Raw genomic sequence first — 15,774 nt, 5'->3', positions numbered from 1 at the left:
GCATCGGAGGAAATCGACATGTTGGTTCGATTTATTGGAAAATATTATTTGGCTGCAAGGGATCTACATTCCACCGCACGATTATGTAATAACTCCTGCTCTCGGCTATTACGCGTCATGCTTGCCGCACGTTCAAATTCGATACGCGCCTCATCAAAGCGTCCGAGCTTCACTAGTAAATCACCACGCACACTTGGCAGCAGATGATAAGTTTTAAGGGCAGGTTCCGTGCTTAATTCATCTATAATCTGTAAACCATAGTCAAGACCGAATGCCATGGATATGGCGACAGCTCGATTTAGCTCCACGATCGGTGAAGGGGTTAATCTAGAGAGTGCTTCATAGAGCGCAGCAATTCGAATCCAATTGGTTTGATCAGGGGTTAAAGCCTCGGCATGGCAGGCTGATATTGCTGCTTGCAGGGCATAAGGACCGAGTGTTCGCCCCAGCTTCTGAGAGCGTTCAAGTGCAGTTAAGCCACGCCGAATGAGCAAGCGATCCCATTTGGCACGATTCTGATCCATCAATAGGACTGGCTCACCGGAAGCGTCAATACGCGTTTTCAATCTCGATGATTGAATTTCCATTAACGCAACCAAACCATGCACTTCGGACTCATGAGGTGCCATCTCAGCAAGTACACGTCCTAAACGAAGCGCTTCTTGACATAATAGAGGTCGAACCCAATTATCCCCAGAGGTAGCCGAATAACCTTCATTGAACATCAAATAAATGACTTCTAGAACCGTAGTCAGGCGTGCTTTAAGCTCCTCGCCTTCTGGTACTTCAAACGGAACTTTCTCCGTATTTAGCGTCTTCTTCGCGCGCACGATTCTTTGTGCAATCGTTGTTTCCGCTGTAAGGAACGATCGAGAGATTTCATCCGTCGTCAAACCACATAATAGACGCAGCGTGAGTGCAACTCGAGCATCTTGAGATAGAATCGGATGACATGTCATGAAAATCAGACGAAGGAGATCGTCACCGATCTCCTCATGAACCTCACGGTCTGTGTCATCCTCTGTATACATCTCCACATCCCGAGCAAACGCCTCATACTTCTGATCGCGCATCTTGTTACGGCGCATGAGGTCAATCGCGCGTCTCTTCGCTGTCATCATGAGCCACGCACCCGGATTGTCTGGAATACCGCTTTCCGGCCACTTCTCCAGCGCGATAACGAGTGCATCCTGCGCTAAATCCTCGGCAAGACCTACATCTCTCACCATTCGGGTTAAACCTGCTATGATTTTAGGAGATTCAATTCGCCATATGGCGTCAATGGACTGCTGAGAATAGGAATGTGTATGTGTCACGCTTCTTTGTACGCCTCCACTTGTTTACGTAGATTAACTTCTTTTTCTACATTGTCCGGATTACTCATTATGTCCTCGAAATCGTATACTTGGCGAAGCTCAATCTCACCTTGACCATTTCCATGAGGATCTGGCATACGCTTCGCCCATTCAATCGCTTCTTCTCTGGATTTAACTTCAATAAGTGTGTAGCCTGCGATCATTTCCTTCGCTTCCGTGAACGGACCATCTACAATCTTTCCCTTGCCGCCTGACTCTGGATAAGAGATACGAATTGCATTGGTGCTTGGCATAAGTCCGTCAGCTGCAAGTAGCACGCCTGCTTTCACTAATTCTTCATTGTATTTTTGCATCGCATTAATCAATTCTTCACTTGGCATATTACCCGCTTCTGAATCCGTAGTCGCCTTTACAATCATCATAAATCTCATATTAATTCCTCCATGATTTCGATTTTTTATTTTAATTTTCAAATAATAGTTATTAGTTAATGATTCGTACAATTAATTTCGGCACTTGAACTTTTATATCCTGCATTCCATTCCTTATATAGATAGCTTCAACACTTCACCTCTTAATCTTGCAGCAAGCAAGGAAACCCAACCAAATGCCACAATACCCGCACAACCCATGATGACACCGATCATACTACTGATGCCCATTCCTACCATGATAAATAGAGGGGCAGCAATACATGTTAGCACGCAGTATACTTTCCATTTACCCTCACCTTGTGATGCAAACCGGCGGGCAAATACGATACATGCTGCAATGAGACAGATGAATGCGGTGAAGAATGCCAATAGCTGCAAACACAGCGAGTAAACCCGTAATGATAAAGTTAGCACTTTGAATCCAGCCCAGATCCCCTAATGTTAAGGAGCTGATCGCATGAATACGGATATCAAATCCTGTTCGGGTAAAAACTTGTGCAATCGTGATCAAAAAAAACAACGGTGCAGAGAGGATACCTCCAATTAGTAACAACTTAATTAAACTTTTTTTCATCTGAATCCAACCTTTCTTACTATCATTTATTTGGTTTTGCTATTTTTGTTAAAAGAATGCTTTCAGCTCAGCTGCAATCAGCTTCGCATTTAACGCCTTGGTGTGACCCAAACCTTTTTTACTAACTAATTGTGCATTCGGTAATACGCTTGCTATGCTTTGTGCCCCATTACGCAGTCCAATTGGGCTTTCCGTGCCTTCCATCACGAGCGTTGGCAGTGTGATCGACTTCCACAAGTGTTTCGGAAGCGGTTTGCCTTCCATAAATCCATCTGCAACAGCTGCATCATAAGGAAGTGTGTGCGCAACCGCCATCAAATTTTTCCAAACACTAGGCATGAGACGCATCATCGTTACGATAAACCCTGGTGCACCCATTCCCTTGGTCATAAAATATTTGATTGCCTCCGCACGTTTATTCGCTGCGATTAAACCCGAAACCTGTGCAAGAAAATCTTCCGGTACTTTGCGATCCGTGCTTTTCACTACAAATGGAGGTTCATGTAAAGCTAATTTCGTGATGTTTAAACCGCTCGCTGCCGCATGTACCGCAAGTACAGCTCCTGAAGATAAACCCCATACATTCGCTGAGCCGCCTGCTGCATCAATGACTGCTTCTAGATCTTCAATCTCGCGTTCCACTTCATAAGCACTTGAATCACCGCTATCCCCGCGTCCCCGCCGATCATAGCTGTAAACTGTGTATTTATCTGATAGTAACGTTGCTAGTTGAACAGTTGCAGGGAACTTACGATAGCTGAATGCACCTGTTACTAGGATTAACGCTGGCCCTTGACCTACCTTGTCATAAGCAATCTTCGTACCGTCTTTCGAAATCACTGTATTCATATTTTCATTCTCCTTTAGGTTTCATTTGTTTGCCATCTTCTTGCCCTTTACTAAGACAACGAATGGCTATTCGTGTAATCGACATGATTTAGAAAAAAATTAAAAACCTTTTTTAAAACAAAAAAAAGCCTCAAGCAATGGTCGCTCAAGGCTCATTAATCCTTCTCATCCTTATGATTTCAATGCAGTTGCATGCTCCGTGGATGTTTTTGCAAAATGTACTTTCTTTCCTGCAAACCTTGTTGCTCCAATGACCCCAACGACAATTAACATCGATCCTATTAGGTGATACCAAGTTACTTGTTCGCCAAGAAATACAGCGCCTGCAACAATGGAGACAACCGTTGAAAGGTTCGTAAATACCGTCATCTGGGACGCTTTGATTCGGGCAAGCACGAAACTAGCTAGAAACGCAGTCACGATCTGAATCACACCAATCAGAACAATGAGTAGTGTAAATGTCGGGGTTGCAAACGGTGTAACAAGCGCATCCCATGTTCCGCTTAGTCCGTGTGAAGTGAGTGACATTAACATCATAACGATAAACCCCGTTCCAATAAGAACATAACTGATTTCCATTGGGGTGAAATCCTTCGCGACAAACCGAGTTAGCACACTATATCCAGCGAATACGACACATGCAACAAGGAGTAGGATAATACCTGACATCTTCGATAGATCCACACTGCTGCCTTTCATGATAAAGATAAACACAACTCCGAAAATCGATAAGAAAGTAAACAACTTTTGAAGAAGCGTCGTCGATTCTTTTAAAAAGAGGGAAGCAATAGCCATCGTAATAATCGGTGTAAATGCACTAATGATTCCGCCTTCTGCGGAGGTCGCAGATTTAAGGCCCAACGTCTGAAGGATAAAGTATCCAAGCGGGTACATGCTTGCTAGCAGTAGCAGCTTATAGAAGGGCTTGCCGCGGTAGTTCAACTTCACAAGTCCACAAGCTAGAACGATTAACAAGATGACAAATGCAGCGGCAAAGCGAAATGTCAGTGTATCGAGTGGACTTGCGTAATCTAATGTCTTCTTTACCAACATGAAGGATATCCCAATGACAACCGCGTTGATCACAGCAAACAAATATGCGAGCTTCACGTTACTTCCTTTTGTAAATAATTGACTAAATTTCATTATCATCATCCTCCAAAAACGGTTAATAGACTGTCAGTACTGACTGACATAAATGCTGTAAAAAAACTAGGGAGTTAATGCCCTAGCGAATAGCTTCACACTTTCTATCATAAATGGTTCCAGTTGAATTCCGGGGTAGCTCTTTCCTGAATCCAGATCGTTCACAAACGCACCGAAATGCGACATCATGAATGTAAAGGCATGCATCCTCGGATTTGTCTGAATCAACTTTCCTCTCTTACCCATCTCGATGAAGTATTCGGTCAGAAATTCAAGTAACTCTTTTGGATATTGGTGTGCACGTTCACGAAGCTCGGGCAGCAGTGTCGCTTCCCTTAAGTTGATCTGTACAATCTTCCGATTACGATTCATGATCTCATGATACTCTCTGCAAACCATAAGCAAATCTTCTTCCAGTTCCCACACTAGCTTTTCCTTAAACAGCTTTCGCATCTCATTCCCATAATGGAAACGATCTACTGCGGATTCTAGTAGGTTTAGCTTACTACCGAAGTGACGGAATAAGGTTTTCTCACTAAGTCCTGCGGCTGTCGCAATCTCTTGTGTTGTAACGCCATTGTAGCCGCGCTCTGAGATTAGGTTGATCGCAGCCATCAGCAATCGATCACTAGTCCCCATTTTCGAGTTATCCATATCCCAATCCCAATCCCAATCCCAATCCCCTTCTTACAATAAATGTCTGTCAGTGATTACTGACATTAGATTAGCTCGATTGCTTTCCAATGTCAATAGGAATTTTGATGTGGTATGGTAATGATATAAATATAACTGACCGATAGGAGATCACCATCATGAACAAACCTGTACATACCATCATTGCCCAAGTGCCCTGCTTGCGCGTAGAACCAATCGGACCATCCATCGGAACAATCATCCTCTATCACGGGTGGAGTTCTACGATTCAAGACTATACATTCTTTGCATCCACCGTTGCAGGCTGGGGGTATACAACAGTCGTACCTGAACTTCCACTGCATGGAGAGCGCGGCACGCTCGATTATTTCAATCCAACTGTGCTGCAGCAAAATTTCTGGAGTGTTGTCTTGCAGGGTGCTGAAGATGCTGCTCGCATTGCAACCGAGCTTACACAAGACGGCAATCGAGTTGGCATTATGGGCAATTCCTGCGGCGGTTTCATTGCGTCAGGGGCATGGACGAAACAGCCTTTAATTTCAACCGCTGTCATTAAGAATGCTTCCTGTGCGTGGAGTAAGTTCGAAGAGCTATACCGTGCGATGCATGGTGCACCGCCGATGAGTGAAGAAGAGATGTCTATTTTCCAAGCGCATGATCCATTGTCCAAAATCCAATTTGAGCCAAATAGAGCCGTGTTGATCCTTCATGGGAAGGAAGACACAACGATCCCTATCCAGAGTCAGCGCTACTTCATGGAGCAACATGTCCATATCCCAACAGATCAGCTTCAAATGGTTGAGTATTCCGGTGTGAATCATCACATCACACTTGGCATGTTAGAACGTGCGAAGGCATGGTTTGATCTGCATCTTGCTCAAGTGCAATAAGATTATTAAAAAGGAAAATTTATGCACTTTGTCGAATCTGGAGCATATCTTCATTAATAAATTGTAAAGGATGGATGCACAGATGATACAATTCGTGGATTACTTATTTATTGTCTCATCCGCAACCCTTGTTATCGGACTCATCATTAATGGAGCTGCCTCATTTGGCGAATCACGCAAACGTATTGTGCCATCACCTACGGAACTGGACAAAGATTTGCGTGAAGACGTTCTTTCCGTGCAGGAGAAGGATGGAAATATTCTAGGGGCCATAATCAGATCCTACTTGGTCTGGATTGGCTTTATCGGAATGGTTGTCTCCATCCTCTTGCCTAAATATTTTATATAAAATATTACGATATAATTAAAGCCATCCTTCGTGGGATGGCCATTTCTTTGAACACATTCAGATATTATATTTCGAATAAACCTCTTTAACCATGCCCTTTGTATTTCTCACAAAATTCTCTATAATTAACCTATTCTCCTGCTCCATTCGGATAACATGAGACATCTACTAATCAGCAAAGGATGTGTTCAACGATGATCACACACATATCCAACTACTTGTTTATCATTTCTGGAGCTGTTCTTATTCTTGCATTAATCGTTAAAGGGGCCTTCTCCGTTGGTGCTTCAAGAAACCGTGTTAAGCCTAACTTGGCTGAATTAGACCATGAGATGAGTAAAGACCATCAGGAAGTCATTGAAGAAGATCAGACAATCCTGAAGTCCATCTTCAAATCCTACTTGATGTGGGCTGGTGCTATCGGGATGACGATCTCCATACTGCTACCTAAATGGTTCTTGTAACGGGATAACGAAGTATCGTCTTCCTCGCTGACGGCTCCACTCTGCGAAAGTCTGATAAATAGATTTCATGATGCAATCCACTAATGTGAAGTGAATTCTCCTTCATGAAAGCCTCCATTACTTTCACCGTTTCCGGTTCCGTACGAAATGGACCGATGTGCAGCATTTGAACACATAAACCCTCATGTATACGCTCATAAGAGACTTGATCAATCCGATCAAGCTCTTTTTTCTTATGGGCAGCAACTTGTCGAGCCTTATCTACCACTTCCTGATCGACAAAGTCAAGCATCCTAATAATTAATCTCCATAGCCACTCGCTTCGCGGTATTTGAGACATATCCTGATTCGCTTCTTCCCATGCTGCGTCTTCAACCCACCACTGTCCTTCAAGCTTCGCAACCGTAAAGTCCCGCCCTTCTTTCTTACACATCATCTTAACCCCATAAGCAACGCTGTACAGAGCTTCAACTGCAACCTTAAACACCTCCGTGTCCGGGTCCCCCTTTCCATCAATCACAACATATGGCAACGGAGCCAGTTCGATTAATGTGGGTACGGATCGTGTCCCGTAATATGTTTTGTCCATTTTCGCTAGATCAAGCTTGATTGCATTCGTTCCCATAGTCATAACCCCTTACGTTAATTCATTTATTTTCATCTTACACGAGGAAACTAGACATCTGTATGTCAGGTATGTTTTGCTTATTTTATGTAATTTTCTGAAAATAATTATTTACATACATTCTGTATGTATGTTAATCTGAATCCATAAATAACCAACATTTATTTAAGGAGCTGTTATTCATGAAAATATCGAGCTTTTACCCTGTTATTCTAACGGATCAGGTTGCGGCAACGTCCACCTTTTACAAGGAATACTTTGGATTTGAGGCTGTTTTTGAGGCAGATTGGTATGTAAGCTTGCGCTCTACAGGCAGTGAAACAGCTTATGAACTCGCAATCATGGACCCTGCTCATGCCACAATTCCAGAAGCGTACCAGAATAGAGTTCAGGGCTTGATTCTGAACTTTGAGGTAGCAGATGTTGATGCAGAGTATGAACGCTTGATTACGCAAGCTAATCTCCCACTCCTCTCTGAGCTGCGCAGTGAAGATTTCGGACAACGCCACTTTATTACAGCAGATCCAAGTGGGGTCCTGATCGATGTCATTACAATCATTCCACCATCTGAAGAATTCAGCAACCAATATGCAGAAGAAGTCTGGGAGTCATCTCATCATGAAGAGAAATAAAGAAGAGACGAATGAAACCATTCAAAGACTCCTCGACATTGCCAGAACACATTTTACCGTACATGGTTATGCAGGAGCTGCACTAGAGTCAATCGTGCAAGAAGCGAACCTGACCAGGGGAGCCGTGTATCATCATTTTCGCAATAAGAAAGAGCTGTTTCGCAGTGTACTGGAAGTGGTTCAGCAAGAGGTCGCATCGCGCGTGGAGCAAGAAGCATCAACAAGTGAAGATGTATGGCAGCAGCTTGAACTTGGTTGTCGTGCATTCGTCTTAGCCTCTGTTGAAGATCGTAACAAGCGCATTATGCTCATTGATGGACCTTCGGTGCTTGGGGCTGAAGAGTGGCGAACGATGGATGCGAATCATTCGATGCGCCTCTTGCGGGGACAATTTGAGATCATGCAGCAAGGTGGATTTGTCAAGCATGCATCACTTGATGCTCTAACCCATTTCGTATCAGGTGCTTTGAATGAAATAGCATTATGGCTTGCAAATGGAACTGTCGATGAAAACGCCTTAGAAGATACGATGCACGTCATTTCCTTGGGACTGGAAGGCTTTAAAGCTTAACATTCCCCGCTTTTCCTTCACCCAATTACAATATCTTCGCTTATAATGAGGCTAACGCTTTTTTCAAAAGGAGTGCTTAGCCTTGACCCTACAACAGTTAAAATACGTCATTGAAGTCGCCAATCGCGGCTCCATTAATGAAGCTGCCAAGCGGCTCTTTATTTCCCAACCAAGCTTATCCAATGCGATCAAAGATCTTGAAGAAGAAATGCAGATTGAAATATTCGAACGTTCCAATAAAGGAATCTCGCTGTCCAAAGAAGGTGTTGAATTCTTAAGTTATGCTAGGCAAGTTGTAGAGCAGGCAGAGCTTCTTGAGAGTAGATACCTCAATGCGAAGCCTTCTCCGCAGCATTTTTCCGTATCGACACAACACTATGCCTTTGCCGTTAATGCTTTCGTCAGTCTCGTACAAGAATACGGACAGGATGAGTATGAATTAGCACTGCGTGAGACGAAAACCTACGAGATCATTGAAGATGTCAGTCAGATGCGCAGCGAGATCGGTATTATTTATCTCAATGAATTTAACGGAAAAGTGATCAATAACCTGCTCAAGAGTGCGAATCTGCAGTTCAATAGTCTTTTTATCGCGAAACCACACGTCTTTATTAGTACAAATAACCCCTTGGCGAAGCAGTCGATCGTCACGATTGAACAGCTTGAGGCGTACCCCTATTTATCATTTGATCAAGGGGAGTACAACTCATTCCATTTTGCAGAGGAGATATTAAGTACGTTGTCTCATCCCAAAAGCATCCGTGTGAATGATCGAGCCACTTTATTCAATCTGTTAATTGGACTTAATGGATATACAATCTCAACTGGTGTGTTAAGTGCGGATTTAAACGGCAGTGAGATCATCCCCGTTCCCCTCGATTGTGACGAGACGATCAATGTAGGCTGGATCTCCCACCGCAGTGCATCCCTCTCCAAGCTTGGAATGGCTTATGTCGATGCACTTCACCGTGCAGTAAACAAATATCTGGTATAGCTTTTGGCTATGACTAGATATAGGATTATCCAGTTACGCTATACCTGAGAAAACATGGTATCTTTCTTGTAACATGATTCGAATAGGAGTGTTGCAAGATGGTAAAGAGCAGTAACTTAGGCTATCCGCGTATTGGTGAAGACCGTCAGTGGAAGAAAGCATTAGAAGCATTCTGGGCTGGCAAAATAGAGGAATCCGAGTTCCACCAACAATTACAAGAAATTCGCTTGAATCATTTGCGCAAGCAGCAAGAACAAGGGATTGATCTAATCCCTGTCGGCGACTTTAGCTATTATGATCAAGTCCTTGATACAGCAGTAATGTTCGGTATTGTTCCAAAACGCTTCTCCTATGATGGCGGAACCGTTCCCCTATCCGTTTACTACGGTATTGCTCGCGGAACGAAGGAAGCTACAGCTAGTGAGATGACAAAGTGGTTCAATACGAACTACCACTATATCGTGCCAGAATTCGATAACACTACACCTGTCCTTACTGAAAATAAACCACTTATCGCGTATCGCGAAGCGAAAGAGAAGCTTGGGATTGCAGGTAAACCGGTTATTCTAGGTCCACTTACATTCTTGAAACTATCCAAAGGCTATACGGCTGCTCAATTTGATACTTGGTTAAATATCCTTATCCCGCTCTATGTAGAAGTGCTTGAGCAACTTGCTGCTGAGGGTGTGCAGTGGGTACAAATTGATGAGCCTTCACTAGTTACAAAAGTTAGTAACGAAGATATTCAGCGTTTAAATAAAATTTACAGCGCATTTACGGCTGCAGTGCCGAACCTCAACATCTTACTGCAAACGTATTTTGAAGCAGTCGATCACTATGAAGACATTGTTAGGCTTCCAGTTCAGGGTATTGGACTTGATTTCGTACATGGATTACAAGGCAACTTGCAAGCGATCCAGACACTTGGCTTCCCAACAGACAAAGTGCTTGGTGCAGGTGTGATCGACGGTCGTGGCATCTGGAAAGCAGATGTTCGTGAGAAGCTAGCACTACTTGATGTGCTAGCTGCTATCGTCCCTGCAGATCGCCTTCTTGTTCAATCCTCATGCAGCTTGCTTCATGTACCTGTTACAGTGAAGAGGGAAACCAAGCTTCAGCCTGAACTTCTTGGCGCTCTTGCATTTGCAGATGAGAAATTGGAAGAAATTCAACTTCTTGCTAAAGCTCTTACAGATGGAAAAGAATCCGTATCGAGCGAGCTTGAGCAATGTGATGCTGCTATTCACGCAATTAAGCATTCTGCTGCACGCAATCGCAGTGACATTCAACAAACCGTTGCAGCAGTTAGCAGTGATTCACCTGCACGTAAACAACCATTTGCACAGCGCAATATTGCCCAAGCTGCAAAATGGAATTTACCGATTTTTCCAACAACAACAATCGGCAGTTTCCCACAATCTGCTGAAGTGCGTAAAGCACGTCAACTGTGGCGCAAAGGCGAATGGAAAGAGGAGCAATACGCAAACTTCATTCGTGAACAGATCGACCTGTGGATTAAACTTCAAGAAGAAATCGGCATTGATGTCCTTGTACATGGTGAGTTTGAACGTACGGATATGGTGGAGTTCTTCGGAGAAAAACTTGGTGGATTCGCATTCACTCAGCATGGATGGGTGCAATCCTACGGCTCTCGTTGTGTGAAACCTCCAGTAATTTACGGAGATGTCGCGTTTGTTGCACCAATGACAGTCGAAGAAACGAAATATGCACAATCCAAGACGAACCGTCCGGTAAAAGGTATGCTTACTGGCCCAATTACAATCATGAACTGGTCATTTGTTCGTGATGATATTTCCCGTGAGCAGATCGCTTATCAACTCGCATATGCACTTCGCCTAGAAGTTGAAGCCCTTGAGCAAGCTGGTATTGGTATGATTCAAGTCGATGAGCCTGCTGTTCGTGAAGGATTACCACTTAAAGCGGAAGATCAAGCTGCATACTTAGCATGGGCAGTTAAAGCGTTCCGCTTAACGACTTCAACTGTACAAGACACAACACAAATTCATACACATATGTGCTATTGCGAGTTCCACGATATGATCGATTCCATTGAAGCAATGGATGCTGATGTGATTTCTATCGAGACATCCCGTAGTCATGGTGAGCTGATCCATAGCTTCGAGCAGAACACATATGAACTCGGTATTGGTTTAGGTGTGTATGACATCCACAGCCCTCGTGTACCGCAAGTGGAGGAAATGACAACTATGATTGATCGTGCACTTCGCGTACTTGATCCGAAGCTGTTCTGGATCAATCCAGACTGCGGTTTGAAAACACGTGGTTACGAAGAAACTGTTGCTTCCCTGCGTAATATGGTTGAGGCGACACGCATTGCGCGTGACAAGTATACTGCGTAATTACTGAGATAAATCTGTTTGTAACAAAGCAGAGCAAGATTGACCCGACAAGAAATCCATGTCTGCGGGTAATCTTGCTCTTTTTGTTCATTTTTAGAGTCTATTTTTCATCCAGTATCCCCCATCCGCTTGTGATTTGGCCCTTTTTTTCACATAATAGAGGTTGTACATCGTTCTTATTTTCCCTCAGATTGGAGTTATCCCATGAAATATCGAAATTTAGAAGAATGTATCCTTGATCTTGAAAAACACGGCCATCTGGTTCGTATTAAAGAAGAAGTAGATCCGAATTTAGAGATGGCTGCTATACATATGAAAGTTTATGCGGCTGGCGGTCCTGCTCTATTATTTGAAAATGTAAAAGGCTCCAAGTTCCCTGCGGTATCGAACTTGTTCGGAACGATTGAGCGCAGCAAGTTTATTTTCAGAGACACATGGAATTCAACGACAGATGTGATCTCGCTTCGCAACGATCCGATGAAAGCACTCAAGCATCCTTTTAAATACGTAGGTACGGGTTTAGCTGCGAGAAAGGCTCTCCCTCTTAAGAAAATGGGCAATTCCGCTCCTGGATTCAAAGAGATTCAAATCGCAGACATGCCGCTCATTAAGCACTGGCAAGGCGATGGCGGCGCGTTCATCACGCTTCCGCAAGTGTATTCCGAAGATCCGGAGAAGCCGGGCATCATGAACTCGAACTTAGGGATGTACCGCATTCAACTGAACGGCAATGACTATGAGCTTAACAAAGAAGTCGGTATCCACTACCAGATTCATAGAGGCATTGGTGTACATCAAGACAAAGCGACGAAGCTGGGTCAACCGCTGAAAGTGAGTATCTTCGTAGGCGGACCTCCATCCCATACGTTATCTGCGATTATGCCGCTTCCAGAAGGAATGAGTGAGCTTACTTTTGCAGGATTATTGGGAGGTCGTCACTTCCGTTATAGCTATGTGGATGGACATTGCATTAGCTTAGATGCCGATTTCGTCATCACTGGCGAACTTCACCCGAATGAAACGAAACCAGAAGGACCTTTCGGCGATCACTTGGGCTACTACAGCTTGATACATGAGTTCCCAGTGCTTAAGGTTCATAAAGTGTATGCGCGAGATAACGCAATTTTCCCATTCACAGTAGTGGGACGTCCTCCTCAAGAGGACACGTCATTCGGCGATCTCATTCATCAGCTGACAGGCAGTGCGATTCGTCAGGAAATTCCGGGAGTGAAGGAAGTTCACGCAGTTGACGCGGCTGGTGTGCATCCGCTGCTATTCGCAATTGGAAGTGAGCGTTATACGCCATACACAACGGTGAAGCAACCGATGGAAATTCTGACGCAAGCAAACCGTATTCTCGGTACTGGACAGCTCAGTTTAGCGAAATACTTGTTTATGACAGCGGAAGAACAGCAGCCCGTTACAACACACAAGATGGATGAGTTCTTGGCTTATATCTTGGAGCGGATCGATATGAGACGCGATCTTCATTTTCAAACGAATACAACGATCGACACCCTAGACTACTCCGGTACAGGGTTTAATACAGGAAGTAAGGTCGTCATTGCAGCGGTTGGTGATAAGAAGCGCGAGCTATGCCGCGAGGTGCCAGAGCAGTTGCAAGGCTTGCAAGGGTTTGAGAATGTGAACCTTATTATGCCGGGGATTGTTGCCATTCAAGGCAGTAATTTCACGACTTACGAAGATGCGAAGCATGAGATTGCTAAGCTTTGTGAAGCGATAGAAGCACGCGGTGAGCTGACTAGCTGTCCGATGATCATCCTCTGTGATGATAGTGAGTTCCTGAGTGCGACTCTCGATAATTTCCTATGGGCAACATTCACACGAAGCAATCCATCCCATGACATGTATGGCGTGAACAGTGGCTACGACTTCAAGCATTGGGGCTGCGATAACCTCATTATCGACGCACGTACGAAGCCGCACCAAGCTCCACCGCTTATTCCAGATCCGAATGTGGAAGAGAGCATTAAGCGCGTGTTTGCAGCGGGTGGAAGTTTGGCGCATGTCTCGATCTAGGTAAAATGATTCAAGCTTGCATAAAGGGTGTTCTCTAGTCTCTCGGGACTTTAGGGAACACCCTTTACTTTTTAGTGGATTGACGTCATAAGGAAGGTTTAAACTCGCTAGTAGATTGGTCATCGTAGTTGATTACTTCGTCTTAAGTTGCATCATGAAAAATAATCCCCAAGCTGTATCTCACTCCTGCGTTTATCGTGCTGACACCGTGACGCATTGTCGCTCTGTAATACCCCCGAGAACCTAGTATCGGTCGATATTGTGTCGGAAAAATAAGTGCTGATCCTTGTTCGATCACGATCGCATGTCCTCTACTCTGCGCTCTTGGGCGCTGCTCAACGAGTAAAAACTCCCCACCAGTATAGTCTACTCCCTGCTCCGTTAAGACCATAACAACTTGGAATGGAAAATATACTTCGCCATATAAATCCTGATGTAAACAATTGTAACCACCAGCTTCATAGCGCAAGATTAGCGGTGTTGGACGCTGTTGTCCTCGTGCGTGACATTGTTCAAGAAACTTGGGTAAAGAATCAGGGTAATTAGCTTCTAACCCCAAATGCTGATGCCAAACATTTGCGAGCCTCGCCAGCTCAGGATATAACCCAGCTCGTAATTGATCAAGAAGTGACGGAAGTGGAGATTGATAATATTTGTACTCACCTACTCCAAATCGGTATCTCGCCATGTTGATCGTCGTTCGAAACAGTTCGTCTTGCTCATAGGTGCTAATTATCTGCTCACATTGCTCTTTATCTAGTAGATTAGGAATGACTGCATACCCCTGCTCATTCATCATTCCTCGCAGCTTCTCCCAATCTAAAGACTCCATTCTCCCTAACAATCCTGAACGTTCAGTCATGCTCGATCACGCTCCATTTATTCATAAAGATACACGCTATGAAGCTCAGTATACCTCTCGAACCTGCCTTTTGTACGTAATCAGGAATAGGAACGCAAGATAGTGAAAGTGGATAATTCTAGAAAATTAGAGAGCAACATTGTGAAATTGCGATCATGGTACAACTGATTTGTGCAAGAAAACAAATGAACAGGAGTTGTTGAAAATGAGTAATTTAATGGGTAAAGTAGCAATCGTAACAGGTGGGAGTAGAGGGATTGGCCGCGCTATCGCACAGCGACTTGGACGTGAAGGTGCAACAGTTGCTGTACATTATGGAACAAACCTCGGTGCAGCCCAGGAGGTAGTCAAAGAGATCAATTCTAGCGGCGGTTCTGCCTTTGCTGTTGGAGCTGACCTCTCAACGCTTGATGGAATTCAGACACTCTATGCGGCTGTTGGCAGTGAACTCGTCGAAAGATTCGGCACGACAGCAATTGATATTCTGGTCAACAACGCAGGAACTAGTCTTGGTGCGAGCATCGCCGATACGAAAGAAGCAGACTTCGATGCATTGATGACGCTAAATGTGAAGGCACCGTTCTTCATGATTCAACAAGCAATGCCTCACCTACGTAATGGCGGACGTATCATTCAAATTTCGTCAGCTGTTACACGTATTTCCCTACCGGGAGTCCCAGCATACAGCATGTCGAAAGCAACGATCAATGCATTGACTCTTTCCTTGGCTAATGAGCTCGGTCCACGCGGTATTACGATCAATGCAATCGCACCCGCTTTCGTCGCTACCGATTTGCAAGCAGGTATGCTGCAAGATCCGGAAAGCTATCAGTTTGGTGCTAACTTCTCCATTTTCGGTAGATGGGGTGAGCCGAAGAATATCGCAGATATCGCAGCCTTCCTCGCATCCTCCGAAAGCGGATGGGTGACAGGTCAAGTCATCGACGCAAGCGGTGGTTCACATTTGTAATTTGGAACATTTTTTATGAGATA

General features: G+C 44.3%; 18 protein-coding genes. 9 read left to right on the top strand and 9 right to left on the bottom strand.

Annotated features, from left to right (window positions below):
* Positions 1-44: 44 nt before the first annotated feature.
* The 7 genes from NV379_RS14175 to NV379_RS14145 all read right to left on the bottom strand — a co-directional run bounded on the left by NV379_RS14175 (position 45) and on the right by NV379_RS14145 (position 4,973).
* Positions 45-1,316, bottom strand: a complete 1,272-nt coding sequence (locus tag NV379_RS14175; protein ID WP_258207967.1) for an RNA polymerase sigma factor — start codon at positions 1,314-1,316, stop codon at positions 45-47.
* Positions 1,313-1,747 carry a YciI family protein gene (locus tag NV379_RS14170; protein WP_258207966.1) on the bottom strand — a complete coding sequence of 145 codons (435 nt, stop codon included), beginning with the start codon at positions 1,745-1,747 and terminating at the stop codon, positions 1,313-1,315. Before NV379_RS14170 ends, NV379_RS14175 begins: the two co-directional genes overlap by 4 nt.
* A 114-nt stretch (positions 1,748-1,861) precedes the next feature.
* The gene (locus NV379_RS14165; RefSeq protein ID WP_258207965.1) at positions 1,862-2,020 is read right to left on the bottom strand and encodes a hypothetical protein; all 159 of its coding nucleotides are present in this window, start codon (positions 2,018-2,020) and stop codon (positions 1,862-1,864) included.
* Positions 2,021-2,042: 22 nt separating this feature from the next.
* The gene (locus NV379_RS14160) at positions 2,043-2,324 is read right to left on the bottom strand and encodes a DUF998 domain-containing protein (RefSeq protein WP_258207964.1); all 282 of its coding nucleotides are present in this window, start codon (positions 2,322-2,324) and stop codon (positions 2,043-2,045) included.
* Positions 2,325-2,372: 48 nt separating this feature from the next.
* A complete protein-coding gene (locus NV379_RS14155; protein WP_258207963.1) occupies positions 2,373-3,173 on the bottom strand; it encodes an alpha/beta fold hydrolase in 801 nt (266 codons plus the stop codon).
* A 171-nt stretch (positions 3,174-3,344) separates the two neighbouring features.
* Positions 3,345-4,319: a DMT family transporter gene (locus NV379_RS14150; protein ID WP_258207962.1), complete on the bottom strand. Its 975-nt coding sequence runs from the start codon at positions 4,317-4,319 to the stop codon at positions 3,345-3,347.
* Positions 4,320-4,385: 66 nt separating this feature from the next.
* Positions 4,386-4,973: a TetR/AcrR family transcriptional regulator gene (locus tag NV379_RS14145; protein WP_258207961.1), complete on the bottom strand. Its 588-nt coding sequence runs from the start codon at positions 4,971-4,973 to the stop codon at positions 4,386-4,388.
* A 158-nt stretch (positions 4,974-5,131) separates the two neighbouring features.
* On the opposite strand from NV379_RS14145, the gene NV379_RS14140 reads away from it, so the two are divergent.
* From NV379_RS14140 to NV379_RS14130, 3 genes are all read left to right on the top strand, one after another.
* Positions 5,132-5,863, top strand: a complete 732-nt coding sequence (locus NV379_RS14140) for an alpha/beta hydrolase family protein (protein ID WP_258207960.1) — start codon at positions 5,132-5,134, stop codon at positions 5,861-5,863.
* An 82-nt stretch (positions 5,864-5,945) separates the two neighbouring features.
* Entirely contained in the window at positions 5,946-6,212 is a 267-nt protein-coding gene (locus tag NV379_RS14135; RefSeq protein WP_258207959.1) for a hypothetical protein, read from the top strand.
* 194 nt (positions 6,213-6,406) lie between these two features.
* Complete coding sequence (locus tag NV379_RS14130) at positions 6,407-6,676, top strand: hypothetical protein (RefSeq protein ID WP_258207958.1); 270 nt, start codon at positions 6,407-6,409, stop codon at positions 6,674-6,676.
* Here NV379_RS14130 and NV379_RS14125 read toward each other — a convergent pair.
* The gene (locus NV379_RS14125) at positions 6,660-7,301 is read right to left on the bottom strand and encodes a GyrI-like domain-containing protein (protein WP_258207957.1); all 642 of its coding nucleotides are present in this window, start codon (positions 7,299-7,301) and stop codon (positions 6,660-6,662) included. The genes NV379_RS14130 and NV379_RS14125 overlap by 17 nt on opposite strands.
* Positions 7,302-7,483: 182 nt before the next feature.
* On the opposite strand from NV379_RS14125, the gene NV379_RS14120 reads away from it, so the two are divergent.
* The 5 genes from NV379_RS14120 (at position 7,484) to NV379_RS14100 (ending at position 13,919) form a co-directional block, all read left to right on the top strand.
* Positions 7,484-7,933: a VOC family protein gene (locus NV379_RS14120; RefSeq protein ID WP_258207956.1), complete on the top strand. Its 450-nt coding sequence runs from the start codon at positions 7,484-7,486 to the stop codon at positions 7,931-7,933.
* The gene (locus tag NV379_RS14115; RefSeq protein WP_258207955.1) at positions 7,920-8,504 is read left to right on the top strand and encodes a TetR/AcrR family transcriptional regulator; all 585 of its coding nucleotides are present in this window, start codon (positions 7,920-7,922) and stop codon (positions 8,502-8,504) included. Before NV379_RS14120 ends, NV379_RS14115 begins: the two co-directional genes overlap by 14 nt.
* 82 nt (positions 8,505-8,586) lie before the next feature.
* Positions 8,587-9,498, top strand: coding sequence for a LysR family transcriptional regulator (locus tag NV379_RS14110; protein ID WP_258207954.1), 912 nt, complete (start codon positions 8,587-8,589; stop codon positions 9,496-9,498).
* 98 nt (positions 9,499-9,596) lie between these two features.
* Positions 9,597-11,879: a 5-methyltetrahydropteroyltriglutamate--homocysteine S-methyltransferase gene (metE, locus tag NV379_RS14105; protein ID WP_258207953.1), complete on the top strand. Its 2,283-nt coding sequence runs from the start codon at positions 9,597-9,599 to the stop codon at positions 11,877-11,879.
* A gap of 204 nt (positions 11,880-12,083) precedes the next feature.
* Positions 12,084-13,919 carry a UbiD family decarboxylase gene (locus tag NV379_RS14100; protein ID WP_258207952.1) on the top strand — a complete coding sequence of 612 codons (1,836 nt, stop codon included), beginning with the start codon at positions 12,084-12,086 and terminating at the stop codon, positions 13,917-13,919.
* 142 nt (positions 13,920-14,061) lie between these two features.
* Here the strand turns inward: NV379_RS14100 and NV379_RS14095 are convergent, their stop codons facing one another.
* Entirely contained in the window at positions 14,062-14,781 is a 720-nt protein-coding gene (locus tag NV379_RS14095; protein WP_258207951.1) for a 2OG-Fe(II) oxygenase, read from the bottom strand.
* A gap of 205 nt (positions 14,782-14,986) precedes the next feature.
* Here NV379_RS14095 and NV379_RS14090 point away from each other — a divergent pair, with 205 nt between their 5' ends.
* Positions 14,987-15,751: an SDR family oxidoreductase gene (locus NV379_RS14090; protein ID WP_258207950.1), complete on the top strand. Its 765-nt coding sequence runs from the start codon at positions 14,987-14,989 to the stop codon at positions 15,749-15,751.
* Positions 15,752-15,774: the final 23 nt, after the last annotated feature.

It is taken from the genome of Paenibacillus radicibacter, assembly GCF_024721995.1.
GTDB classification, from domain to species: Bacteria; Bacillota; Bacilli; order Paenibacillales; family NBRC-103111; genus Paenibacillus_AM; species Paenibacillus_AM radicibacter.
The sequence above is the reverse complement of the archived record's forward strand: the minus strand, read 5'-3'. Positions and strand labels throughout refer to the sequence as shown.

Bases quoted from the DNA above. Each gene is read 5' to 3' on its own strand.
- NV379_RS14115 (WP_258207955.1), top strand. From the start codon at position 7,920: ATGAAGAGAAATAAAGAAGAGACGAATGAAACCATTCAAAGACTCCTC.
- NV379_RS14140 (WP_258207960.1), top strand. From the start codon at position 5,132: ATGAACAAACCTGTACATACCATCATTGCCCAAGTGCCCTGCTTGCGC.
- NV379_RS14130 (WP_258207958.1), top strand. From the start codon at position 6,407: ATGATCACACACATATCCAACTACTTGTTTATCATTTCTGGAGCTGTT.
- NV379_RS14155 (WP_258207963.1), bottom strand. From the start codon at position 3,173: ATGAATACAGTGATTTCGAAAGACGGTACGAAGATTGCTTATGACAAG.
- NV379_RS14095 (WP_258207951.1), bottom strand. From the start codon at position 14,781: ATGACTGAACGTTCAGGATTGTTAGGGAGAATGGAGTCTTTAGATTGG.
- NV379_RS14150 (WP_258207962.1), bottom strand. From the start codon at position 4,319: ATGAAATTTAGTCAATTATTTACAAAAGGAAGTAACGTGAAGCTCGCA.
- NV379_RS14145 (WP_258207961.1), bottom strand. From the start codon at position 4,973: ATGGATAACTCGAAAATGGGGACTAGTGATCGATTGCTGATGGCTGCG.
- metE (WP_258207953.1), top strand. From the start codon at position 9,597: ATGGTAAAGAGCAGTAACTTAGGCTATCCGCGTATTGGTGAAGACCGT.
- NV379_RS14160 (WP_258207964.1), bottom strand. From the start codon at position 2,324: ATGAAAAAAAGTTTAATTAAGTTGTTACTAATTGGAGGTATCCTCTCT.
- NV379_RS14170 (WP_258207966.1), bottom strand. From the start codon at position 1,747: ATGAGATTTATGATGATTGTAAAGGCGACTACGGATTCAGAAGCGGGT.
- NV379_RS14090 (WP_258207950.1), top strand. From the start codon at position 14,987: ATGAGTAATTTAATGGGTAAAGTAGCAATCGTAACAGGTGGGAGTAGA.
- NV379_RS14120 (WP_258207956.1), top strand. From the start codon at position 7,484: ATGAAAATATCGAGCTTTTACCCTGTTATTCTAACGGATCAGGTTGCG.
- NV379_RS14125 (WP_258207957.1), bottom strand. From the start codon at position 7,301: ATGGGAACGAATGCAATCAAGCTTGATCTAGCGAAAATGGACAAAACA.
- NV379_RS14100 (WP_258207952.1), top strand. From the start codon at position 12,084: ATGAAATATCGAAATTTAGAAGAATGTATCCTTGATCTTGAAAAACAC.
- NV379_RS14135 (WP_258207959.1), top strand. From the start codon at position 5,946: ATGATACAATTCGTGGATTACTTATTTATTGTCTCATCCGCAACCCTT.